Here is a 24,335-nt window from a genome sequence, read left to right as displayed (position 1 = left end):
AGTGAGCCGGTGTTGCGAGCCCCGCAGTCGCGAACGAACGGTGGCCTGGTGAGCGCGAGGAGTGAGCCGGTGCTGCGAGCCCCGCAGTCGCGAAGTGAGGTGTCCTCGTGAGCGCGCTGACCGTACGCCAGGTCCGGTTCCGCTACCTCACGCTCTACGGTCTGCGCTGGTTGCCCACGGGTCTGATCATCCCGGTCATGATCCTGCTGATGCAGGAGCGCGGCCTGTCGCTGCCGCAGATCGGCCTGGTCTTCAGCGCGCAGGGTTTGCTGGTGCTCGCGCTGGAGCTGCCCACCGGCGGGCTGGCCGACGCCCTCGGCCGCCGACCGGTGCTCGTCGTGGCCGGGGCGCTCAGCCTCGTCTCGCTGGCGCTGTTCGCGGTGGCCGACTCGTTCTGGGTGTTCTTCCTGGTCTATGCGGTGCAGGGGATCTACCGGGCACTCGACAGTGGGCCGTTGGAGTCCTGGTACGTCGACGCCACACTGGCCGCGGACCCGGATGCCGAGTATGAGCGGGGCCTGGGCTACGCCGGCACCGTCAGCGGCGGGGCGATCGGTGCTGGCGCGCTGCTCAGTGGCGGCCTGGTCGCACTGGGTTCGATCGGGCGGGTCAGCGCGCTCACCGTGCCCGTGCTGGCCGCGATCATCGCGCAGGCGGTGTCGCTTGTCGCGCTGCTCGTCCTGCTGGTCGAGCAGCGACCGGCCAGCGGGTTCGCGTCCCTGCGGGCCTCGGTGGTCCAGGCGCCCCGGATGATCGGCCAGGCGATCGGGCTGCTGCGCCGTTCCCGGGTGCTGCTGGCGCTGGTGCTGGTGGAGCTGTTCTGGGGCTTCGGCATGGTCACCTTTGAGTCGCTGCTGCCGGTCCGGCTCGCCGAGGTGATCGGTGACCCGGAACGCGCCGCCGCGCTGCTCGGGCCGGCCAACTCGGCGGCCTGGCTGGCCTCGGCCGCCGGCGCGGCGCTGACCCCGTTGCTGCTGCGCTGGTTCGGGGCTGCTCCGGGAGCGGCGCTGCTGCGCATCCTGCAGGGCGTCACGGTGGTCGGGATGGGGCTGTTCGCCGGGCCGGTCGGGGTGCTGGTGGCCTACCTGGCCTGCTACGCCGTGCACGGCGCGTCCAACCCGCTGCACAGCGGCCTGTTGCACCGGCAGGTCGACGGCCCGTACCGGACCAGCGTTCTCTCGCTGAACTCGATGATGGCGCAACCCGGCTTCGCCCTCGGCGGGGTGATCCTGACCGCGATCGCCGCCGCCGTCAGCGTCAGCACCGCGATGGTGGTCGGCGCGGTGGTGCTCGCCGTCGCCGCGCCGCTCTACCTGCCCGCCTGGCTGGCCGGCCGTCGGGTCGCGACGCCCGTCGAGCCGACCGCGGTGCCCGTGTCGGCGCAACGGTAGGAGGGCACGGACCCGGGCGGCGGTCCACCCGGTCCGGAGGTGGACACCCCAGATCCACGGTGGAGATTGGCGAGTCGACCGATTGGGTACATCACGCGCCGACCTACTGGGAACCCCCACCGGAGGACCGACATGCTCGCCATCCTGGCCGCCATCGTCTTTGGCTTTGCCCTGCTGATCGATCTGCTCGACACCGACTTCGGCGCACCCGACCTGTTCAACTGGAACACCCTCGTGCTCCTCGGTCTGTTCCTGCTCGCGCTCTACCTGGGCGGCGTGGGCAGCGGCCCGCGCGGTGGCGGCGGTGGCGGCGGCGGTCGCTGGTACCGGGGCCGTCGCCCCGGCCGTGGCTGACCGGAACCGATCACCGGGGCCGGGCCCACGGCGCGATTCTGGCCTCGTGGGCCCGGCCCGGTACTGTCTTCGTGATGGAGTCCGACGCCCTCTTCTCCCTCGGTGAACCCGCCGGGTCGCGCAGCGCGCCCGACGGTCCCGCCGGTGTCGACGGCTTCACCGCGGTGGCCGACGACTCGCCCCTGCCCGTCCGGATGCGCCCGGTGACTCTCGACGAGTTGATCGGCCAGGACCACCTGCTCGCCCCCGGCGCCCCACTGCGGCAACTGGTCTCCGGCGGCGCCCCGATGTCGGTGATCCTCTGGGGTCCACCGGGCAGCGGCAAGACCACCATCGCGCACCTGGTGGCCGGGGCGACCGACCGGCGCTTCGTCGCCATGTCGGCGCTCTCCGCCGGCGTCAAGGACGTCCGGGCGGTGATCGAGGCGGCCCGCCGCCAGCGCCGCTCGGGTGGCCCGCAGACCGTGCTCTTCATCGACGAGGTGCACCGGTTCAGCAAGACCCAGCAGGATTCGCTGCTCGCCGCGGTCGAGGACCGCACTGTCACGTTGCTGGCGGCGACCACCGAAAATCCGTACTTCTCGGTCATCTCGCCGTTGCTGTCGCGGTGCGTGCTGCTCACCCTGCAACCGCTCGACGACGAGGCGGTGCGGGGCCTGCTGCGCCGCGCGGTCGCCGACAAGCGTGGCCTGGGCGGCGTGCTCACCCTGGCCCCGGAGGCCGAGGACCACCTGGTCCGACTCGCCGCCGGTGACGTCCGCAAGGCACTCACCGCGCTGGAGGCGGCGGCGGCCTCCGCCACGGCGCTGGGCGGCGGGCGGATCGACCTCGCCACCGCCGAGCAGGCCGTCGACGTCGCGGCGGTGCGCTACGACCGCGACGGCGACGCCCACTACGACGTGGTCAGCGCCTTCATCAAGAGCATGCGCGGCTCGGACGTGGACGCCGCCGTGCACTGGCTGGCCCGCATGCTGGTCGCCGGTGAGGACGCCCGGTTCATCGCCCGCCGCCTGGTCATCTTCGCCAGCGAGGACGTGGGCATGGCCGACCCCGGCGCGCTGAGCGTCGCCACCGCCGCCGCCCACGCCGTCGAGTACGTGGGGCTGCCCGAGGCGCAGCTCAACCTGGCCCAGGCGGTGATCCACCTGGCCACCGCCCCCAAGTCCAACTCGGCCACCACCGCCATCGGTGCCGCGATCGCCGACGTCCGGGCCGGTCGGGGAGGCCCCGTGCCGCGCGGGCTGCGCGACGCGCACTATGCCGGCGCTCGCGGCCTGGGCCACGGCACGGGCTACCGCTATCCGCACGACGACCAGCGCGGCGTGGTCACCCAACAGTACGTGCCGGACGACCTGGTCGGCACCGACTACTACCAGCCCAGCCCGCACGGCGCGGAACGGTCGGTGGCCAACCGGCTGCCGGTGCTGCGCCGGATCGTGCGTGGCCTGCCGGCCCCGGCCACCCGTCCGGACACTCCGACAGCCGAGCCGCCGGTAACGACGCGGACCGCGTCCGCGCTTCCTGGTGAGAACGGCCGCCCGACGACGGGCACGGGCACCTCCGGCACGACGCAGGACAGCGGCGCTGACGCCGCAGGAGAGGGTCAACAGTGAGATCGCGTGGTGGGGACCGCCCGGACGAGGGCCCGGACGAACGGCGCGATCCCCGCGCCAAGACGCGCCGGTGGGGTCGAGGCCGGGCGGCCGAGGCCGAGCCGGAGGAGCCGGTCGCCGGCGAGGAGTTCGGCTGGATCGACGACCTCCGCTCGGCCAAGCAGCAACGCGGTGAACTGGGTCCGGACGGCGCGCCGGCCGAACCCCACCGCCCCCACGGTGGTCCGCCGGTGGAGCCCGCCGGGCCGCGCGGGGGTCCGCCGGCCGAACCCGCCGGGCCGCGGACGGGTGCGCCGGCCGAACCCACCGGGCCGCGGACGGGTGCGCCGGTAGAGTCCGCCAGGCCGCGGACGGGAGCGCCGGCCGAGCCGGCCCGTGCGCGCGGGCCGGTGCCGCCGGCGGCCGCGGTGCCGCCTGCCCCGAGCCAGGGCGGCCCGGGTGCCGCCGCCCGTCGACCGGTCGACACCCCCTGGCCGGGGGACGTGCCGCCGGCGGGCCGCCGCCCGGATGACCGCCCACCTCCCGCCGGCCCCGCTGCCCCCGGCCCGGGCCAGCCCGCGCGTCGCGGCGTACGGCCGGCACCCGGTGCCCGTGCCGCCGTACCGCCGGCGCCCCCGGCCGCCCGCCCGGTCGGCGGCGACCCGGCCGGCCCGCCGGCGCCTCGCGCCACACCCGACGCGCCCGGCGGCCCGGCCCGGCCCCGCCCGGCAACGGCTCCCCCCGGCCCACCCACCTCGGGCGCCCCGACCGGTCGTCGTCCGGACGCCGCCGTTCCGCCGGGCCGTCGTCCGGACGCCGCCGTGGCCGGCGGTCACCCGGACGCGATGCCGCCCCTGCGCCGCCCGGACGCCGGCCCACCGGGTCGCCGACCTGGTCCGGAGCCCACCGAGCCCGGTCGTGCACTGCCACCGGCCGAGGGAACACCGGCCGGTCGGCGCGCCGGAGCGGCACCCGACCCGGCGCGGGCCGCCGGACCAGCCGCCGGCACGGCGCGCCTCGCCGGCGCGCCGGCCGCGCCACCGGCCGCGGACGGCCTACGACCCGACCCCGCCATCGACCGCGACCCGCGTACCGCGCGGCGTCGCCCAGGCCCGGTCGACCCGGGGGCTCCGGAGCCCACCGACCGTCGTCCCGACGAGCGTTCCCGTCCGGCCGCCGGCCGCCGCCGTGCCGCCGAACCCGACGAGCCCGCGGTGCCGCGCACGGGCAACGCCCCGCCGGTGCCGGCGGCCTCCGGCGCGCACAGCGGTGCCACGCCCACCATCGGACCGGCCGACGGCACCGGTCGTCGCCGGGCCGTCCCCGCTGAGCCGGAGCGTCGGACGCCGGCCGGCGGCGAACCCCGGGCGGACCGCCCCGAACGGCCCGCCGACTGGCTGCGCCAGGCCGGCCGCCTGCCGCACACCGACCCCGGCCTGCCCGTGGTCAACCGCCGCGGCGGCACCCCGCCGGCCGCGGGTCGCGGTCCCGCGCCGGCCGGCGGTGCGGGTGACCTCGTCGACCACGCGTCCGGTCGCCTCGGCGTGCCCGACCCGGCCGCGGAGCGCACCGCCGCCCGCCGGCCCGCCGGCCCGCCGGCCGACCCCGGTGCGGACCCTCCGACCGGTCGTCGTGCCGCCCGACCCGACGCGCCAGGAACCACAGGTGAGCAGGCTCCGCCCCCTGCGTCGGCGTCCGGCGACCGCCCGGCCCGTGGCCGGGGCGCTGCGGCGTCCGTTCCGGACCGCACCGGCGGGCGGGCCCGCCCGGTGGGCGCGCCCGGCCCGGACGCGACTCCCACGCCGGATCCGACCGGCCGACGACGCCGGCCGGGCGCCGAGCCCGGCCCGGACGGTCCAGGGCGACCCGGCCCGGCCAACGACCGCGGCGACGCCCCCTACGCCGGTGGACGACCCGCGCCCGGCGCCGGTCCCGCCGCACCCGCGCCCGCGCGCGGCGCCGCCCGCTCCACCCCGCCCGGCCGGGCGCGACCCGTCCCGGGTGGCGCACCGGTCCCGGGCGCCGGGCGCCGGGACGCCGACCCCGCGCCCCGCCCCGCCCCGGGCGCCGAGTCGGCACCCCGGGACGTCGTCCGTCCGGACGGTCCAGCTCGGGCCGCCGTGCCACCGGGTGGGGACGGCCCGGTTCGGGCCGCCGCCGCACCGGGCGTGGACGGTCCGCCGCGTACGCGGCCGGATGGCCCGGCTCGTGCCGCCGTCCGCCCGCCCGGCGGTGCGCGACCGCCCCTCGCCGACGATCGGGCGCACGGTGAGCCGGGTGCCGGTCCCGGGTCCCCGACGCGTGGTGGCGCCCCGGCCGGCCGACCCGTACCCGCCGACCGTGCCGCGGGACGTGCGTTGCCGCCGCACCGGGAGCCCGGCCGCCCCGACCCGAGCGGCGTCGCCCCGGTGCCACCACCCGGTCGCCCCGGTGAGCCGGTCGGGGTGGCCCGTGCCGCCGCCGCGGTGCCGGTCCCGGCCGGCCCGGTGGATCGACCGGCAGGTGAGCCCGCGCTGCGCTCGGCCGGCCAGGACACGCCCGACGACGATGCCGCGCCGGGTGCCCGATCCGAGTTGCGCCGGCAGTTGCGGGAACGCCGTCGCCTCCGCGCGGCGGTGCTGGTGCTGGTCAGCGTCGTGCTGCTCGGTGCGGTGCCGCTCTTCTTCGGCATTCGGACGCTGAGCCGTGACCCGGTCTTCGACAACCTTGATCAGCTCAACGTGCCCGGCTGGGCCGCCGCCAAGACCGTCGACGACGTCAGCGGCAGCCGCTGGTGCCTGCTCGACTGCCGGCTGCGGGAGCGCACCGTCACCTCGGACAAGTCGCCAGAGGACACGGCGAAGGTCTACGAGGACGCGCTGCGCCAGGACGGCTGGCAGCCGTGGAAGGTGAGCCGCTGCCCGGAGCAGAAGACGAAGGGCAGCTACACCTGCTGGCGTCGCGACGAGTTGACGCTCGACCTGTGGGTACGCGAGCCGACCTGCGTGCCGCCGCCGGTCGACGGTGAGCCGGCGGTCGTGCCGTCCGGCGACCCGTCGGCCGCTGCGACGGAGTGCACCGGTTCGTTGGTGTCGGTGAAGGTACGCAACGCGATCGACGACGAGCGGACCAGGCCGCAGCCGACCACCGACCCGTCACTGACCGGGGAGGACCCGTTCCCGACGGTCAGCGGGGATCCACTGGGTGAGCTGACACCCTCACCGTCGTGAGGCGGTCTCCATCACGGACGGTAGGGTCTGGGGCTGGCGGGCACGCCCGCTGTCGGTGACCGCTGACGGCGTGGCGGCCGCCACGGTGCCACGGTTGTGCGTTCCGGGGACGTCGGGTCCTGCGGAACTCTGCTTGAGGAGGACAGGCGTGGGCGACATTTTGGCGATCGCGGCGCTGATCGCGGCGAGCGCGTTCGCGGTGCTGGTGCTCATCCTGACGTTGCCCATCCTGCGGCTGCGGCACACGGTGGACGCCACCACCCGGATGATCAACGATCTCAACGATCGGACCGGACCGCTGCTCGGTGACGTGAACACCACGGTGAAGAACGTCAACACCGCCCTGGAGCAGGTGCAGACCTCGCTCGACGGCGTGAATCTCCAGCTGGCGAAGGTCGACACCATGACCAGCCACGCGCAGAACGTCACCGCCAACGTCGCCAACCTGGCCACCGTCGTCTCTGCCGCGGCCGCGAACCCGCTGGTCAAGGTGGCCGCGTTCGGCTACGGCGTGCGCAAGGCCGCCGCCGGCCGCCGGCACGCCGAGACCGAGCGCGAGGTACGCGACACCATCAAGCAGCAGCGACGGGCCGCGCGACGCGGCAACAGCTGACCGGACCGGCGCACCAGGAGGTAGCGGGACATGAGGCGCTTGTTCTGGCTCGGCATCGGCGTGGCCGTCGGGGTGATCGTGGTCCGCAAGGCGACCCGGACCGCGCAGGCGTACACGCCGGCGGGCATCGCCAGCTCACTGACGGAATCCGCTGGCGGGCTCGTCGAGTCGCTGCGTAGTTTCGTGGAGGACGTCCGGGTCGGGATGGCCGAACGCGAGCAGGAGATCCACCACGCGTTCGCCTCGGGCGAGGCGTTCGACGACAAGTTCGCCGACCTGCGGGAAGACCCGCGGATCGGCGATCGGGAAATCTTTCCGGAGGAACACCAGCGATGAAGACGGCGGAGATCAAGCGGCGGTACCTCGCGCACTTCGAGGCGAATGGCCACACCGTGGTGCCGTCCGCTCCGCTGCCCGCCATCAGCGACCCGAACCTGCTGTTCGTCAACGCCGGCATGGTGCAGTTCGTCCCGTACTTCCTGGGTCAGCAGACGCCCGCGTACCAGCGGGCGGTCAGCGTGCAGAAGTGCATCCGTACCCCGGACATCGACGAGGTCGGCAAGACCAGCCGGCACGGCACGTTCTTCCAGATGAACGGCAACTTCTCCTTCGGTGACTACTTCAAGGCCGGCGCGATCCCGCTGGCCTGGGAGTTGTCCACGAAGCCGATCGCCGAGGGTGGTTACGGGCTGGATCCGGAGCGGATCTGGCCGACGATCTACCTCGACGACGACGAGGCGTACGAGATCTGGCGGTCGGTGGGGGTGCCCGCCGACCGGATCGTCCGCCGGGGCAAGGCGGACAACTTCTGGTCGATGGGCATTCCCGGGCCGTGTGGTCCGTCGTCGGAGCTGTTCTACGACCGGGGCCCGGAGTACGGCCGTGAGGGCGGCCCGGCGGTCGACGAGGACCGGTACATGGAGTACTGGAACCTCGTCTTCATGCAGTTCGAGCGGGGGCCGGGCACCACCAAGGAGGACTACCCGATCCTGGGTGACCTGCCGGCGAAGAACATCGACACCGGCATGGGCCTGGAGCGGATGGCCTCGATCCTGCAGGGTGTGGACAACCTGTACGAGATCGACGAGGTCCGGCCGATCCTGGCGCGGGCGGCGGAGCTGACCGGTAAGCGCTACGGCGCGCACTCCGGGCACGTGGCCAGCGAGTCGCACCCGGACGACGTCCGGCTGCGGGTGATCGCGGATCACGTGCGCACGGCGCTGATGCTGATCGGCGACGGCGTGACCCCGAGCAACGAGGGTCGCGGCTACGTGCTGCGCCGGATCATGCGCCGGGCGATCCGGTCGATCCGGCTGCTCGGGTGGCAGGATCGGGCGCTGCCCGAGTTGCTGCCGGTGGCGCGGGACTGCATGTCCCCGTCGTACCCGGAGCTGGCGACCGACTTCGACCGGATCGCGGACTACGCGTACGCGGAGGAGGAGGCGTTCCTGTCCACCCTGCGGGCCGGCACGACGATCCTGGACACCGCGATCGCCGAGACCCGCACGGCGGGCGGCTCGGCGCTGTCCGGCGCGAAGGCGTTCCAGCTGCACGACACGTACGGCTTCCCGATCGACCTGACCCTGGAGATCGCCGCGGAGCAGGGCCTCGCGGTGGACGACGAGGGCTTCCGCCGGCTGATGGCCGACCAGCGCACCCGGGCGAAGGCGGACGCGCAGGCCCGCAAGACCGGGCACACCGACCTGTCGGCGTACCGGTCGGTGCTGGACTCGGGTGGCCCGGTGACGTTCACGGGTTACAGCGAGGTGTCCCGGGAGTCCACGGTGCGCGCGCTGCTCGGCGTCGACGGGCCGCGGCAGGCGGCGACCGAGGGCGACACCATCGAGCTGGTGCTCGACACGACCCCGTTCTACGCCGAGGGCGGTGGTCAGCAGCCCGACCAGGGCATGATCACCGTCGGCGGCGGGCAGGTCGAGGTGCTCGACGTGCAGCAGCCGGTGCCCGGCCTGATCGTGCACCGGGCCCGGGTGATCCGGGGTGAGGTGCGCGCCGGTGAGGCGGGTTACGCCGAGATCGACACGACCCGGCGGCGGGCGATCTCCCGGTCGCACACCGCGACGCACCTGGTGCACCAGACCATGCGGAACTTCCTCGGTGAGTCGGCCACGCAGGCGGGGTCGCTGAACGCGCCCGGTCGGCTCCGGTTCGACTTCAACACGCCGACCGGGGTGTCGCCGACCGTCCTGCGGGACGTGGAGCAGCAGGTCAACGAGGTGCTCCTGGCCGACCTGGAGGTGCACGCCTTCATCACCTCGCTGGACGAGGCGCGGCGGATCGGCGCGATGGCGCTCTTCGGCGAGAAGTACGGCGAGGAGGTGCGGGTCGTCGAGGTGGGCGACTACGCCCGGGAGCTGTGCGGCGGCACGCACGTGGCCCGCTCGGCCCAACTCGGCCTCGTGAAGATCCTCTCCGAGTCGTCGATCGGGTCCGGTGTCCGCCGGGTCGAGGCGCTCGTCGGCATGGACGCCTTCGGCTTCCTGGCCAAGGAGCACCTGCTGGTCTCCCGCTTGGCCGAGCTGTACCGGGTGCCCAACGACCAGGTCGCTGACCGGGTGGAGCAGACCGTTACCCAGCTCCGGGACGCCGAGAAGGAGCTGGAGAAGCTGCGCGCGCAGTTGGTGCTGGGCGGGGCGTCGGCGCTCGCGGCGCAGGCCAAGGATGTGCGCGGGGTGGCGTACGTGGGCACCGAGGCGCCGGAGGGCGCGGCCGGCAACGACGTGCGGACCCTGGCCCAGGAGATCCGCGGCAAGATCGACCCGGCGCGGCCGGCGGTGGTCGCGGTGGCGGCCCGGTCAAACGGCAAGGCGTCCCTGGTGGTGGCGGTCAACGCGGCCGCGCGCAGCCGGGGTCTGGCCGCGTCGGAGCTGGTGAAGGCGGCGTTCTCCGGGCGCGGCGGTGGCAGCCCCGATCTGGCCCAGGGCGGCGGACTGCCGGCGGCCGAGGCGCCGAACCTGCTGCTCACCGTCGAGAAGGCGATCACCGAAGCGTGACAGCTCATTACTGTGAGTCAGGGCGGGCCATTCGGTCCGCCCTGGTTCGTACCCGGTCGGTGGTGACCGTCGGTGGCTGAGCTGACGCGCGGTGTGCGGATCGGGGTGGACGTCGGTCAGGTGCGGGTGGGCGTCTCCCGCTCGGATCCGGACGGGATCCTGGCAACGCCGCTGGTCACGCTCGCCCGTGATCTGACGGCGGCGCCGGACGCGGTGCCCAGCGATCTCGCCGAGTTGGCCGCGCTGGTGGCCGAGCACGAGGCTGTCGGCGTTGTCGTCGGCCTTCCGGTCAATCTCGCCGGCAAGCATGGTCCGGCGGCTGTCCACGTGAAGGCGTACGCTGACCGACTGGTCGATGTGATAGCGCCCGTCCCGGTAACGCTCACCGACGAGAGGATGTCGACGGTGGTCGCCTCTCGTAGGCTTGCCGAGCGTGGCGTCCGAGGTAAACGTCAACGTGCGGTTGTCGATCAGGCGGCCGCAGTGGAGATCCTGCAGAGCTGGCTGGACGCGCAGCGGAGGCGGACGTAATGATCGACGATCTGGACCTGGGGTTCGACGAGGCGGAGCGGGGGGAGAAGGGCCGACACCGGCGCAGCTTCCGCAACGGCAAGGGCAAGGGCGGGTCCGGCGGTGGCCGGGGCAAGACGTTCCTGGCTCTGCTGATGGCCCTGGTCCTGTTGGGCGCGATCGGTGGCGGCGCTTTCTACGGCTTCGACCGCATCCAGAGCTACTTCGTCACCCCCGACTACGACGGCGCCGGGTCCGGTGAGGTCACCGTCGACATCAAGAACGGCGCGCTGATTGCCGACATGGCCGACGCCCTCGTCGCGGCCGACGTGGTGAAGAGCCAGAAGGCGTTCATCGAGGCGGCCGAGGCCAACTCGCGCAGCAAGAACATCCAGCCGGGCACGTACAAGCTGCGCAAGCAGATGAGCGGCACGAGCGCCGTCACCGCGATGCTCGACCTGAAGAACAAGATCGTCAACGGGTTGACGATCCCCGAGGGTCGCACCAGCTTCAACATCTACAAGCTGCTCTCCGAGAAGACCAAGATCCCGGTGAAGGACTTCCAAACCGCCGCGAAGGACCCGGAGGCGCTCGGCGTTCCGGACTGGTGGTTCACGCGCAGCGACGGCAAGAAGGTCGGCAAGTCCGTCGAGGGCTTCCTCTACCCGGACACGTACGAGATCCCGCCCAAGTCCACCGCGCAGAGCATCCTGAAGCTGATGGTGAATCGCTTCCTCTCGGTGACCGGTGAGATGAAGTTCGCCGACACGGTGCAGAAGGAGCGGGGCGGCGTCAGCCCGTACGAGGCGTTGATCGTGGCGTCGCTGGCCCAGGCCGAGGCGGGCAACGCCGACGACCTCGGCAAGGTCGCCCGGGTGGCCTACAACCGGGTGTACGGCGAGTTCTTCTGCAACTGCCTGGAGATGGACGTCACGGTCAACTACTACCTGGAGTCGATCGGCAAGCCGACCAAGTCGTCCAAGCAGATGACGGCGGCCGAGATGGACGACCAGAAAAACCCGTACAACCGCAAGCTGCGCGGCCTGATCCCGACCCCGATCAACAGCCCCGGCAAGCAGGCCCTGGAAGGGGCGATGGACCCGCCGACGGGCAAGTGGCTCTACTTCGTGGCCATCGACAAGCAGGGCCACTCCGAGTTCGCCGAGACGTACGAGCAGCACCAGCGCAACGAGGCCAAGGCCCGGGAAGCCGGCATCATCTGACGGCATCCCATCCGGCACACTCGGGAGGACAGGGCAGTGACGACAACCGGCGGTGGTCGTGTCGACCCGTAGGGCCGCGGTACTCGGGAAGCCGATCGCGCACTCCCTCTCCCCGGTGATCCACAACGCCGGTTACGCCGCGGCCGGGCTGACCGGGTGGTCGTACACCCGGATCGAGTGCGCGGCCGCCGAGCTGCCGGACCTGGTCGCCGGCCTGGGGCCGGAGTGGGCGGGCCTGTCGGTGACCATGCCGGGCAAGGAGGCGGCGCTCGCCGTGGCCGACGCCGCGTCGCCGGTCGCCGTCGCCGTCGGCGCGGCCAACACGCTGGTACGCCGCCCCGACGGCTCCTGGTACGCGGACAACACCGACGTCGCCGGCATGGTGCGGGTGCTCACCGACGCCGGGGTGGGCGCCGGTGCCGCCGTGACGGTGCTCGGCGCCGGTGGCACGGCCCGTGCCGCGCTGGCCGCCGCCGCGCGGTTGGGCTGCTCCCCGGTCACGGTGGTGGCCCGGCGGGCGGCCGCGGTCGACGAGCTGCGGCCGGTGGCGGACGCGCTGGGTGTCGCGCTGATCCCCGCCGACTGGGCCGCCGCGCACCAGCATCTCGCTGCCGCTGACGTGGCTGTCTCCACCGTGCCGAAGGGAGTCGCCGACCCGTTGGCCGACGCGGTCACCTGGCGGCCGGGGGCGGTGTTCTTCGACGCGCTCTACGACCCGTGGCCCACGCCGCTGGCCGCCTCCGCCGTCGCGGCCGGCCGGCGGGTGGTGTCCGGTCTGGACCTGCTGCTGGCTCAGGCGGTCGGGCAGTTCGAGCAGTTCACCGGCGTGGCCGCACCGGTCACGGCGATGCGGGAAGCGGTACGACAGGCGACCAGAGGCGGCCTTCTTTAGCTGACGGTTAAGACGCGCTTACGGGAAACTGTCGTTCCCGCGATGCGTCCTGGTCATGGATACGCTGCTCACCGTTACGGACGCAGACACAGGGAGTTTCCTTGACCAGGCACGGACTGCACCGCATCACCCGGTTCCGCTCCGCACCCCGGCGCAAGGCGATCGCCATCGGCGTGGTCGGCGGATCGGTGGTGGCCGGCGTCGTGGCGACCATGATGCCGCTGTTGGCCAGCGACGACCTGTCGATCCGGGCGGTGGCCGACACCACCGCGACCGCGGTGTCGCAGGACGGCGACAACGCGACCAAGACGACGCTGGCGACCTGCGCGACGCGCTGCGACGGCAATCCGCGTGGTGGCCGCGAGGCGGTCGTCGAGTTCGCGGTGACCACCGTGCCGGCCGCCGCGGTCAACGTCCGGGCGACGCTGCGGATGCACGCCTGGCAGCAGTTCCCCGCCACGGTGACGGCGCACGCCTCACCGCTGAGCGCCCGTGAATCGCGGCCGCCGCTGGCGACGGCCGGTGCCGTGCTGGACAGCGTGTCAGGTGTGGCCAAGGGCTTCAACGAGTGGGACATCTCCAAGCTGGTCACCGGTAACGGCACCTGGACTGTCGCCCTGGCCCAGACGGGCCTGGAGAGCCGGGTCTACTGGGCGTCGGTCGAGAACCGCAACGCGGACCTGCGTCCCAGCCTGGTGATCAGCTACGACATCGGCACCCGGCCGTCGTCGGTGACGACCACCCGGCCCGCGCCGCCGCCGAGCGCGTCGCCGAGCGCCGCGCCGACCACCGCCGCGCCGAAGCCGTCGGCCACCATCGCGCCGAGCCGGACCGCGACGCCGAGCCCGAGCGGCACCCTCCCGGACGGCCGGTGTGGTTCCGTGTCGGACAAGCTCGTTCCGTCCTGCGGCGCCTGGTGGGGCATGTACTCGCCGGCCGGTGCATCCGGCGGCTGGGACCACGGTAAGGCCGTCACCGACGTGGAGTCGCAGGTCGGGCGCAAGTTCGACATCGTGCACCGCTACCACGACTTCTCCAACGCCGGCAGCAACGGCGCCTTCCCGGACGCGTACGAGACGCAGCAGATGCGCGAGGGCCGGTTGATGTTCTTCGCCTGGGAGTCCCGTGACTTCTCCGCCGGCACCACGATGAAGTGGTCGGAGATCTACAGTGGCCGGCAGGACGCCACGATCGACGCGGTCGCGGGCCGCATCCGCGCGGCTGGCGTACCGGTGTTCATGGGCTTCGACCACGAGCCGGAGGACGAGCCGAACAAGGGCAGCGACGCCGACTTCGTCCGTGCCTGGCGCTACGTCCACGAGCGGTTCGCCAAGGCCGGCGCGACGAACGCGGTCTGGGTCTGGACGATGATGGGCTGGTCCGGGCACCACTCCCGGTACGCCGGCCTGTACCCCGGCGACCGGTACGTCGACTGGGTCGGCTACGACCCGTACAACTTCCACGTCTGCAACGGCAGCACGGTGTGGAAGAGCCCGAGCACGACAGTGGGCGGCTTCTACGACTGGTTGGACGCCAACGGCATCGGCGCCGGCAAGCCCCGGATGCTCGCCGAGTTCGGCACCAACTTCAACTCCGCCGACCTGGGCGCCAAGCAGCGCTGGTTCCAGGACTTCCCGGCCGCGCTGAAAGCGCACCCGAAGATCAAGGCCGCCATCTACTTCAACTCGCCGGGCATGACCAGCCGCACGGCGACCTGCGACATGACGATGAACCACGACGCCGCGGCGGTGGCCGGTTTCGCGAAGGCCGGGCAGGATCCGTACCTGCGGCAGCCCACCGGAGGGAGCCGCTGACGACCGTCTTCGGCCACTGACAGGACGCCGTGCACCGGAGGTCGGACATCCGACCCTCCGGCGTTCTGTCGGCTAGCAGATTCATGCACCGCCCAATCGGCGGATTTCATTGACCAAGCTGGACGAGGCACGCTACCCCGGGTTCTCATCCACCTTGGAGGCGCAGCGTGCCTAGACTCTCGCACTTGTGGCGTTTCGCAGGACAACGTCGGAGCAGGGCGGGGATGGTCGCGTTGGCGATCGTCGCCGCGGTTCTCGGCGTACCCACCACCGTGTCGGCCGCGGTGGTGCCGGTCCCCGAGACGGCCACCCTGGTGTCGGCCAACCCCGCCGATGTGACGCCGCACGCCCGAGACGGTGAGACCCGCGCCTTCGCGCAGGTGGGCAACACGGTCTTCGTCGGCGGCAGCTTCACCCAACTGCGGCAGACCGCCGGCGCCGCGTGGGTCACCCAGCGCTACCTCTTCGCGTACGACCGACTCACCGGCACCATGTCCACCACCTTCCTGCCGGTGCTCGACGGCGCGGTCAACACGCTCGTCGCCGGTCCCGGCGGCACGCTGATCGTCGGCGGCTCCTTCAAGAACGTCAACGGGGTCTCCCGGAAGAACCTGGTCGCGCTCAACCCGGCCACCGGCGCGATCGTCGACAGCTGGGTCGGGCGCTCCGACGGCGGCACGGTCCGCGACCTGGCGCTGCACGGCAACTGGCTGTACGTGGCCGGCGCGTTCAACTGGCTCAACGGCACCGCGCACGTCGGTATCGGCCGGCTCAACGCGACCACCGGAGCGATCGACCCGAGCTTCGTCATCGACGCCACCGTGGGACGGCACGGCACCACGTCGTACGTCTGGACGCTCGACGTCGCACCGGATGGCAACACGCTCGTCGTCGGCGGCAACTTCACGCTCGTCAACGGCCTGGCGCGCAATCAGATCGCGCTCGTGGACGTCTCCGCGACGCCCGCGCTGCTCGACTGGAGCACCGAGAAGTACGTCTCGCCCTGCGCGTCGCCGGCGACCTTCGTGCACTACGTGCAGGACGTGAAGTTCGGCGAGGACGGCAGCTGGTTCGTCGTCGGCAGCAACGGTGGCGGTGGCTGGCCGACCGCGTACTGCGACGTCCTGGTCCGCTTCGAGACCGCAGCGCGGGGCAGCGGCCTGGTCGCCACCTGGGCCGACTTCACCGGCAACGACACCATCACCTCGGTCGAGGTGGCGGACAACGTGATCTATCTGGGCGGGCACTTCCGCTGGATGAACAACCCGAACGCCAGCGACAACGCCGGCCCGGGCGCGGTCGACCGGCTCGGTATCGCCGCCGTCACCCCGGCCACCGGGATGCCGGTGAACTGGAATCCACGTCGCAGTGGCAGCGCCTCGATGCCCGCGGGCACCAGCAGTTGGGGTTCGGCGGTGCCGGTGCTCTGGCGCGGCTCGGACGGGCTCTACTTCGGACACAACTCCGACGGGATGGGCGAGGAGTACCACGGCCGGCTCGGCATGTTCCCGCTCGCCGGCGGGCGTACCTTCGCCCCGATGAACCCGCCCTCGGCCACCACCGGCAACCTCTACCTGAACACCGCCCCGGGCACGCTGGCGAAGGTGCCGTTCGACGGCACCGCGCTGGGCGCCGCGACCACCGTCAGCCAGCCCGCCTACACGGCGGCCGGCGCGACGTGGCGGGTAGGCGACCGGATCTACTGGTCGCACACGGTGGCCGGCACGCCCACCGGCAGCCGGATCGACGTCTCGCTGTTCAACGGCGGCGCGATCGGCTCGTCGTGGGAGGCGTCCGGCTACAACGACTGGTACAACCCGGCGGTGCTGACCGGCGCCTTCTTCCTCGACGGCCGGCTCTACTACACCCGCACCGGGGCCAACAATCTCTACTACCGCTACTTCGAGATCGACGGCAACTATCTCGGTGCCACCGAGTTCGCCCTGCCGACGACCGGCGTGACCTGGTCCGGAGTGCGTGGCATGGCCTGGGTGGGCGGTCGGATCGTCTACGGTGGCACCGACGGCGCCCTGCGCAGTGTGCCGTTCGACCCGACGGCCGCGGCGAGCATGGCGGTCGATGGCACCACGGCGACCGTGATCAGCGCCGCAACGCCCGAGTTGTCCTGGTCCACCCCCTCGACGTTTTTCTCCGTGCAGTAATGGTCAACCGTTCGTAACGGAGCGTCGGTAGATTGTTCACGTTGGGTCGGTGGCGGGCACACCGCCACCGGCCCCGTGACGTGGGGAGGCTCGTTGCTCGGCGCCGCTGGCATCCGTACGAGACGCGCGGTGCGTCTGCTCTTCGCGGTCAAACGCGTGTGGTACCAGCTCCGCTACCGGCGGTTGACGCTCGGCCGGGACGTGGAGATCCGGGGCCGGGTCCGGCTGCGCCGAGGTGTGCGGGTGACCATCGGGGACCGCACCCGGATCAACAAGCTGGTCCGCTTCGCGGGTCCCGGTGAGGTGCGCGTCGGCGCCGACTGTCTGCTCAACGCCACCTGGATCGGCACCTGGACATCGGTCACCGTGGGAGACCGGTGCCTCCTGTCGGACTGCGAGTTGCTCGACAACGACTTCCACAACCTGCCGCCCGCGCAACGGCACGCCCCGCCCGGCCCGGCCACCCGCGCCCCGATCGTCCTCGAGGACAACGTGTGGGTCGGCGCGCACGCCCTGGTGATGAAGGGCGTCCGGGTGGGCCGGGACAGCGTCGTGGGCGCGGCGACGGTGGTCCGCACGGACGTCCCTCCTGGCGTCGTGGTCGTCGGCAATCCTCAACAGACGGTGAAGAAGTTCCATGACTGATGCGACTTCCGGCTCCTGGACCACGGACGGCCCGTCCGCCGCGACCCCCGGCGCGGTGACGCTGACCGACCTGCTGCGGGTGCCGATGCACCGGTTGCGGCTGGTCGGCGCGGCGGCCCTGGTCGGTCTGCTCGCCGCGCTCGGCTACGTGCTGCTGGTGCCGGCGGCGCTGACCGCGAACGCGGTGGTGGCGGTCCGGCCGGTGGTGACCGACGCGTTCACCCCCAGCGGCGCGGGTGCCGACCGGGCGGTCAACATGAACGTGGAGAGCGGCATCGCCACCGGCACCGAGGTGGTGCAGCGGCTCGCCGACGCGGCCGGCGGACACCCGCGCGACATCCGCGGCGCGCTCGAGGTCGAGGTGCCCACCGGTGGGCAGATCCTGCGCTTCAGCTACCAGGCGGGCGAGGCGCAGCGGGCGGTGCAGGGCGCCAACCTGGCCGCCCAGACCTACCTGGACGTGCGACGCACCATGTACGAGCAGCAGCGCGCCGAGATGCTGCGCTCCTACGACGTCAGCATCACCAAGGTCGCCGCCCAGCAGGCCGCGCTGCAGAAACGGGCCAGCACCACCAAGGACCCCGCCGCCGGCAACGCGGTGGTCGCCGAGTTGGCCGGGATCAACAACCAGCTCACCCAGCTCAACTCCGCGCGTACCGAGATCGCCGCGGTCGACGTCAACCCCGGCTGGGTGACCCAGACCGCCGAGAAGTCGCTTGTCGCCTCCGCCGGGCACCGTCCGCTCTACCTGGTCGCCGGTCTGCTCGGTGGGGCGCTCATCGGCATCGTGCTCGCGTACGCCTGGGAGTCGGCCGACCGGCGGGTCCGCTCGGTCGCCGACGGCCGGGACGCCACCGGCCTGCCGCTGCTCGGCACCGTGCGGCGGCCGGCGTTCCGGGGCAGCCCCCGAGCGGTCGACGCCGACGTCCGGTACGTGGCGATGGCGGTCGCCGAGCGGGTCCGTCCACCCGCCCGGGTGGCGCTGGTCAGCGCCCGGGAGGACGCCTCCGCGCTCACCGCCGGGCTCGCGGTGGCGCTCGCCGCCGACGGCCGCGACGTCTTCGTCGCCGACGACAGCGGGCGCACCGAACTGCTGCGCGCCACGGTGCTCGCCGACCGGGGACGGCTGCCCGTCGACCCGTCCCGGCCGCTGGTGCCGAAGCCCCGCCCGGCCGGCAGCCCTCCGCCCGCCGGCGCCGGTGAGGCCGCGACCCCCCGCCGACCCTCCCCGCATCCGACCGGCGCCCGCCCGTCCACCGACGCTGACGCCACGCTGACGCTGCCCCGGGTGTCGTCCGCCCGCCCGGAGAACGGTCGGGTCGTCGACCCGGACGAGGTGAGCGTCGGTGTGGGCAGCGTCCGGTTCGGCACCTGGCGACAGGGCGCCGACCACGGCTTGGTGCTGTTCAACGCCCCGCCCGCGGAGTCCGACGAGCGCGGCGTCGCCGTCGCCCGGCAGGGCAGCGCCGTGGTGGTCGTGGAGCGGGACCGCACCCGGCAGAGCGACCTGCGACGCCTGGTGGAACGGCTGCGCGCCGCCGGGGTCACCCCGCTGGGCTTCGTGCTCACCCGTAACGGCCGGGCCTGAGCGTGTCGGTCACCCGCGCCCCGGCGACCGATCCGCCGCCCGGAGGCGCTACCGCCGCCGTCGCGCCGGTGCCGCCGCCGTCGCTGCCGCCCCGGCTGCCGCTCTGGCCGCTGTCGCTGATGTTCGGCCTGGTGCCGCTCTGGTGGCTGTTCGGTGCGTTCTACCTCGGCTGGCCGCTGCTGGGTGGGTTGCTGTTCGCGTTGCTGCTCACCCGGGGTCGGGTGCCACTGCCGCCGGCGGCCGGGATCTGGTTGCTGTTCCTCGCCATCGTGGTGGTCAGCGCCACCCAGCTGCCGTCGCCCGCCTCGCTGCTGACGTTCGCCCTGCGCCTGGCGTTCTACCTGACCGCGCTCGTGGTCGGTGTCTACGTCTACGTCGCCGCCCGGGAACGCGCGAGCCTGGTGGCGGTGCTCAGCCCGCTCTGCGCCTTCTGGTTCGCGCTGGTGGCGCTCGGCTGGCTCGGGGTGCTGGTGCCCCGGCTGGCCATGGCCACCCCGATGGAGGTGCTGCTGCCCGGCGGGGTGGCCGGCACCCCCTTCATCCAGGACATGGTGCACCTGACCACCGCGGAATACAGCACCCGGTCGCTCAACCCGATCTACCGGCCGGCCGCCCCGTTCGCGTACACGAACAACTACGGCAGCGCGTACGCGATGACGTTGCCCTGCGTGGTGGCCTTCACGATGCTGCGTCGGCGGGGTGTCCTGCGCTGGGCGCTCCTCGCGTCGTTGCCGCTGTCGCTCGCTCCGGCGTTCCTCACCCTCAACCGGGCGATGTTCCTCAGCCTCGGCGCCGGGCTCGCGGTGCTCGGGGTGCGGGCCAGCCTGCGCGGCAACATCCGGGTGGCCGCGTCCATCGTGGGCGTGGTGGTGATCGGCGGGTTGGCCACACTGTTCATTCCGATCACCGAGTTGATCAACAACCGGGTCGAGTCCAGCGACACCAACACCGACCGGCTCTCGCTCTACACCGAGGTGATCCGCCGGGTGCAGGAGTCACCGTGGTTGGGCTACGGCGCGCCGGTGAACGTCGACACCGTGTCGGCGGACGCGCCGATCGGCACCCAGGGGCAGCTCTGGATGGTGCTGTTCAGTCACGGCGTACCCGCGCTCGTCTGTTTCCTCGCCTGGTTCGTCGCCGCCGCGGTGATCTGCGCGCGGGCGACGTCGGCGGCCGGGCAGTGGCTGTCGGTGGTGCCGGTGGTCTGCCTGGTGCAGGTCCCGTTCTACGGCATGGCGAACCAGAATCTGGCTGTCGCGTTCTTCGCGGTGGGCTTCGCGATGGCGCTCACCGAACGGGAGCGGTGGACCGGGTCGCCCCGGGCGCCCGGGTGGTCGCAGCCCGCCGCGCCGGCCGCGGTGGTGCCGGCGTGACCGCCGCGACCCGACCGCCGACCGGCCCGGAGCACCCGACGCCGGCGCCCGCCGGTGCCCACCACCCGGCCGTCATCGCCGACGCGGGCTCGACCGAGACCCGACGCAGCGCGCGCAGCGGCGTGGCCGGGCTGCTCGGCGCGGCCACCAGCGGCCTGTTCGGTTTCGTGCTGGCCGTGGTGATCACCCGGTCGTACGGCACGGCCGGCGCGGGCGCGTTCTTCGCGGCGATCGGGGTGGTCACCGTGGCCACCGCGATCTGCACGCTCGGCGCGGAGACCGGCCTGATGTGGTCGCTGCCCCGGCGCAGCGTCGGCGTGCGCGGCGACGCGGCCCGGGTGCTTCCGGTGGCGCTGATCCCGCCGCTGCTGGCCGGGCTCCTGGTCGCCGGCGTCGGTGTGCTGGCCGCCGACGCGCTCGCGCCCCGGCTGCTGCGTGGCTCCGGTACGAGCGGCCACGCGCTGCTCACCATCACGTTCGCCGCGGTGCCGGTGGTGGTCGTCATGACCCTCCTGCTGGCCGCGTTGCGCTGCGTGCGGTCCATCCGGGCGTACGTCGGGGTGCAGTTCCTGCTGTTGCCGGTCGCCCGGCCGCTGCTGGTCGGCGCCGCCGCGCTGGCCGGCGGTGGCCTGGTCGCCGGCATGACCGGCTGGTTGGTGCCGGCGGCGGTGGCGCTGCTGGTGTGCCTCACCCTCGTGGCCGGCCCGCTCGGGTTGGGCCGGGGCGCGGCGCTGCGACCGACAGGCGGCGACTGGTCGACGTTTTGGCGTTTCGCGCTGCCCCGGGCCGCGTCGGCGGCCATCGACGCGGGCAGCATGTGGGTGGGTGTGCTGCTCACCTCCGTGCTGGCCGGGCCGACGGACGCCGGCGTGTTCGGCGCGGTCGGCCGGTACGTCCTGGCCGGCCAACTCGCCATGCAGGGGTTGCGGGTGGCGGTGTCACCGCAGTTGTCCCGGCTGCTCGGGCGCGGCGAGCGGGCCGCGGCGGCGGCCGTGCACCGGCAGTTGACCATCTGGGGGTTGGTGCTGTCCTGGCCGGTGTACCTGCTGCTGGCGGTCTTCGCGTTGGCCTTCCTGCAGTTGTTCGGGCCGGAGTTCACCGCCGGTGTGCCGGCGATGACCGTGCTCGCGCTGGCGATGCTCGTCAACACCGGGGTGGGCAACGTGCAGAGCCTGCTGCTGATGGGTGGGCGCAGCGGGCTGCATCTGGTGGCCACCGTGGCCGGGTTGACCGTGACCGTCTCGCTGGGCCTCTGGCTGATTCCCCGGCACGGCGCCACGGGAGCGGCGGTGGCCTGGGCCGCGGGCATCGCCACCGAGAATCTCACCGCCGCCGGGTTCGCCCGGTCGGTGGTCCGGGAGCCGCTGTTCGACGGCGCGACGGTGCGTGCCGCGGCGGCCACGGTCGCCGCGGTGGGTCTGGCGGCCGGCGCCGGTGTGCTGGTGGGCGGGCGCGGCCTGCCCGGCCTGGCGGTGGCACTGGGTGTGCTGCTCGCCGGCTGCGTCGGCATGTTGACGTTGCCCCGGGTGCGCGCCGGTGTCCGGGAGACCATGAGGCAGGTCCGTGGACGGGAGACCGCGGCCACGGCCGCCGACCCCGGCACGGCATCGACGAGAGGCAGGTGAGGTCCGTCGTGGCGTCCATCCGTGACCGGGTCAAGCAGTTGGTCCCGACCCAGGTGACCGTCCGGGTGAAGGAGTCCCTGGTGGACTACGGGGTCCGCACGAGTGACCGGCGGCCCCTGCCGGACTTCCTGATCATCGGCACGAAACGGGGTGGCACCACCTCCCTGTGGAACTACCTCATCCAGCACCCGCTGGTGCCCCGCCTCTTCCCGGCGTGGAACACCAAGTCGGCGCACTACTTCGAGGAGCACTGGGGGCGCGGCGAGGCGTGGTACCGCTCGCACTTCCCGACCCAGCGCCACCGCGACGCCCTGTCGAAGCGGCACGGCGGGCCGGTCCGGGTCGGCGAGGCAGCGCCGCTGTACATGTTCCACCCACTCGCCGCGCAGCGCGTCGCCGCGCTGCTGCCGGGCGTGAAACTGATCGTGCTCCTGCGGGACCCGGTGGAGCGGGCGTACTCGCACTGGAAGGAGCGCCGCACGCACGGCATCGAGCCGTTGGACTTCGCCGCCGCGCTGGCCGCCGAGTCGGAGCGGACGGCGGGGGAGCGGGAGCGGCTGATCGCCGAGCCGGAGTCGTTCAGCGAGGCGTACGACTGGTACACGTACCGGGCGCGGGGGCGCTACCTGGAGCACCTGGAGCCGTGGTTGGAGCGTTTCGACAGGCAGCAGATCCTCTTCCTGCCCAGCGAGGACCTCTACCGTGACTCCCGGGCGACCTACCGGCGCACCCTCGACTTCCTCGGCCTGCCGGCGCACGACCTGCCGCACTTCAAGGTCTTCAACGACCGGCGCTCGGCGCCGCTGGAGCCTGCGGTACGCGCCGAGCTGACCGACTACTACCGCCCGCACAACGACGCGCTGCGCCAGCGGCTCGGGCTGGACCTCGACTGGGCGGACCGGCCGGCGTGACGACACGGGTGGGCCCGGCCACGGACCCGCGCTCCCGGGTGGACGGTCTGGGCTGGGTGAGCCGCGCGGTCTTCCCGGACGAGCGGGTCAACCTGACCGTGGGCGGCGCCGCACCGGCGGGTCACCGGGCGGTGGCCCGGTACGCGGTGGTGCCGTCGGTCGCCCGGGCGCGGTTCCTGGTGCCGCTGGGCGCGCCTGCGGCCGGGGCGGCGTCGCTGCTGGCGTACAACGCCCTGCGACCACCGAAGGTGCGCGCGGTGCGGGCGGTGCTCGGCGGACTGGCCCGGTTCGGTGCGGTGGGGCTCGCGCCCTTCCCGACGTTGACCGTCTCGGTGCCCGCCGGCGCGGTGGCCGCGGATCTGCTGCTGACCGAGCGACTCGCGGCCGAGCTGGGCGGCACGCCGCTGCTGGCCGCGTGCGGGGTCCGACCACCCGACCCGAACGTCAAGCCCACCCTGCAACTCTTCAGCGCCGACGGTCGTCCGCGCGGCTACGCGAAGATCGGCTGGAACGACGCGACCCGCGCGCTGGTCACCGCCGAGGCGGCGGCGCTGCGGGCGTTGGCCGCGGTGGCCGGCGTCGCCGACCACCCGACGCCGCCGAGACTGCTCACCGAGACGACGTGGGCGGGCCAGGTGGTCGCGGTGATCGAGCCGCTGCCACCGGCGGTACGCGGTGTGCCGGTCGACGACCCGCCGCGGATCGCGGCGCTGCTCGCGGTCGCCCGACGTGGCGGCCCGCCGGGTGCACCCCGGGCGCTGGCCGGGTCGACCTTCCTGACCCGCCTGGCCGGACAGGCCGACCGGGCCGCCGCGGCCGAGGAGTCCGGTGCGCGGGCGGTCGCCGCGGTCGCCGCGCTGGCTGGTCGGCACGGCGACACAGGCGTCGAGTTCGGTCACTGGCACGGCGACTGGGTGCCGTGGAACCTGGGCCGGCACGACGGCCGGTTGGTCGCCTGGGACTGGGAGCACAGCGGCGCGGACGTGCCCCTCGGGTTCGACCTGGCGCACGACGCGTTCCAGCGGGCACTGGTGCTGCGGGGCGAGTCGGCCGCTGTCGCGGCGTCGGCCGTCGACGCGAACCTGGACCGGTACGGCGAGCGACTCGGTCTCGGCGCGGCACAGCGCCGGCTGGTCGCCGACGCGTACCTGGTGGAGATGTGGTTGCGGACCTGGCGGCTGGCCGACGCGGGCGCGGGCTGGAACACCGCGCTGCATCCCGCACTTCTGGACGTCATCGAGAAAAGACATAGCGGCTGATCCGGAGGAATCGTGGCGTCGAGGCGCGCCGCAGAGTGACGACATAATGGCAGGTGGTGATAACGATCGATGGACCTCGGGCGTTCGACGCGCCCGGGTGCCCGATGTGGAGATCGACGTCTCGACCGGTCGCGCTATTCAACGACCGGAAAACGTGTGATCT

At 73.2% G+C, this 24,335-nt stretch carries 18 protein-coding genes; all 18 read left to right on the top strand.

Annotated elements, in window-relative coordinates; translation table 11 throughout:
- The first annotated feature begins 107 nt into the window (after nucleotides 1-107).
- A complete protein-coding gene (locus tag AB0C01_RS00520) occupies nucleotides 108-1,391 on the top strand; it encodes an MFS transporter (protein ID WP_357569851.1) in 1,284 nt (427 codons plus the stop codon).
- A 132-nt stretch (nucleotides 1,392-1,523) separates the two neighbouring features.
- Nucleotides 1,524-1,745, top strand: a complete 222-nt coding sequence (locus AB0C01_RS00515; protein WP_357245222.1) for a hypothetical protein — start codon at nucleotides 1,524-1,526, stop codon at nucleotides 1,743-1,745.
- 74 nt (nucleotides 1,746-1,819) lie between these two features.
- On the top strand, nucleotides 1,820-3,358 hold the full coding sequence (locus tag AB0C01_RS00510; RefSeq protein ID WP_357569850.1) for a replication-associated recombination protein A: 1,539 nt from the start codon (nucleotides 1,820-1,822) through the stop codon (nucleotides 3,356-3,358).
- A gap of 2,492 nt (nucleotides 3,359-5,850) precedes the next feature.
- Nucleotides 5,851-6,546: a hypothetical protein gene (locus tag AB0C01_RS00505; RefSeq protein WP_357254932.1), complete on the top strand. Its 696-nt coding sequence runs from the start codon at nucleotides 5,851-5,853 to the stop codon at nucleotides 6,544-6,546.
- A 148-nt stretch (nucleotides 6,547-6,694) separates the two neighbouring features.
- A complete protein-coding gene (locus AB0C01_RS00500) occupies nucleotides 6,695-7,159 on the top strand; it encodes a DUF948 domain-containing protein (protein WP_357254791.1) in 465 nt (154 codons plus the stop codon).
- A gap of 30 nt (nucleotides 7,160-7,189) precedes the next feature.
- A complete protein-coding gene (locus AB0C01_RS00495) occupies nucleotides 7,190-7,495 on the top strand; it encodes a hypothetical protein (RefSeq protein ID WP_357254795.1) in 306 nt (101 codons plus the stop codon).
- Nucleotides 7,492-10,170, top strand: coding sequence for an alanine--tRNA ligase (gene alaS / locus AB0C01_RS00490; RefSeq protein WP_357254796.1), 2,679 nt, complete (start codon nucleotides 7,492-7,494; stop codon nucleotides 10,168-10,170). The genes AB0C01_RS00495 and alaS overlap by 4 nt, the downstream gene beginning before the upstream one ends.
- 72 nt (nucleotides 10,171-10,242) lie before the next feature.
- On the top strand, nucleotides 10,243-10,701 hold the full coding sequence (gene ruvX, locus AB0C01_RS00485; RefSeq protein ID WP_112677948.1) for a Holliday junction resolvase RuvX: 459 nt from the start codon (nucleotides 10,243-10,245) through the stop codon (nucleotides 10,699-10,701).
- A complete protein-coding gene (gene mltG, locus AB0C01_RS00480; RefSeq protein ID WP_357254798.1) occupies nucleotides 10,701-11,903 on the top strand; it encodes an endolytic transglycosylase MltG in 1,203 nt (400 codons plus the stop codon). Before ruvX ends, mltG begins: the two co-directional genes overlap by 1 nt.
- A 52-nt stretch (nucleotides 11,904-11,955) precedes the next feature.
- Nucleotides 11,956-12,795 carry a shikimate dehydrogenase gene (locus AB0C01_RS00475; protein ID WP_357569849.1) on the top strand — a complete coding sequence of 280 codons (840 nt, stop codon included), beginning with the start codon at nucleotides 11,956-11,958 and terminating at the stop codon, nucleotides 12,793-12,795.
- A gap of 101 nt (nucleotides 12,796-12,896) precedes the next feature.
- Complete coding sequence (locus tag AB0C01_RS00470; RefSeq protein WP_357254800.1) at nucleotides 12,897-14,609, top strand: glycosyl hydrolase; 1,713 nt, start codon at nucleotides 12,897-12,899, stop codon at nucleotides 14,607-14,609.
- A gap of 224 nt (nucleotides 14,610-14,833) precedes the next feature.
- A complete protein-coding gene (locus AB0C01_RS00465; protein WP_357569848.1) occupies nucleotides 14,834-16,771 on the top strand; it encodes a hypothetical protein in 1,938 nt (645 codons plus the stop codon).
- Between the two features lie 129 nt (nucleotides 16,772-16,900).
- Nucleotides 16,901-17,416, top strand: a complete 516-nt coding sequence (locus tag AB0C01_RS00460; protein WP_357254803.1) for an acyltransferase — start codon at nucleotides 16,901-16,903, stop codon at nucleotides 17,414-17,416.
- The gene (locus AB0C01_RS00455) at nucleotides 17,409-19,004 is read left to right on the top strand and encodes a lipopolysaccharide biosynthesis protein (RefSeq protein WP_357569847.1); all 1,596 of its coding nucleotides are present in this window, start codon (nucleotides 17,409-17,411) and stop codon (nucleotides 19,002-19,004) included. The genes AB0C01_RS00460 and AB0C01_RS00455 overlap by 8 nt, the downstream gene beginning before the upstream one ends.
- Nucleotides 19,005-19,072: 68 nt before the next feature.
- Nucleotides 19,073-20,377, top strand: coding sequence for an O-antigen ligase family protein (locus tag AB0C01_RS00450; RefSeq protein WP_357570241.1), 1,305 nt, complete (start codon nucleotides 19,073-19,075; stop codon nucleotides 20,375-20,377).
- Nucleotides 20,378-20,451: 74 nt separating this feature from the next.
- Nucleotides 20,452-22,002 (top strand): polysaccharide biosynthesis C-terminal domain-containing protein, encoded by a 1,551-nt coding sequence (locus AB0C01_RS00445; RefSeq protein WP_357570240.1) that lies wholly within the window; start codon nucleotides 20,452-20,454, stop codon nucleotides 22,000-22,002.
- An 8-nt stretch (nucleotides 22,003-22,010) separates the two neighbouring features.
- Complete coding sequence (locus tag AB0C01_RS00440; RefSeq protein ID WP_357254807.1) at nucleotides 22,011-22,913, top strand: sulfotransferase domain-containing protein; 903 nt, start codon at nucleotides 22,011-22,013, stop codon at nucleotides 22,911-22,913.
- Nucleotides 22,910-24,172, top strand: a complete 1,263-nt coding sequence (locus AB0C01_RS00435) for a hypothetical protein (RefSeq protein ID WP_357254809.1) — start codon at nucleotides 22,910-22,912, stop codon at nucleotides 24,170-24,172. The genes AB0C01_RS00440 and AB0C01_RS00435 overlap by 4 nt, the downstream gene beginning before the upstream one ends.
- Nucleotides 24,173-24,335: the final 163 nt, after the last annotated feature.

It is taken from the genome of Micromonospora sp. NPDC048905 (assembly GCF_040649655.1).
GTDB lineage: Bacteria > Actinomycetota > Actinomycetes > Mycobacteriales > Micromonosporaceae > Micromonospora.
This window is presented reverse-complemented; position numbering and strand designations above follow the sequence as displayed.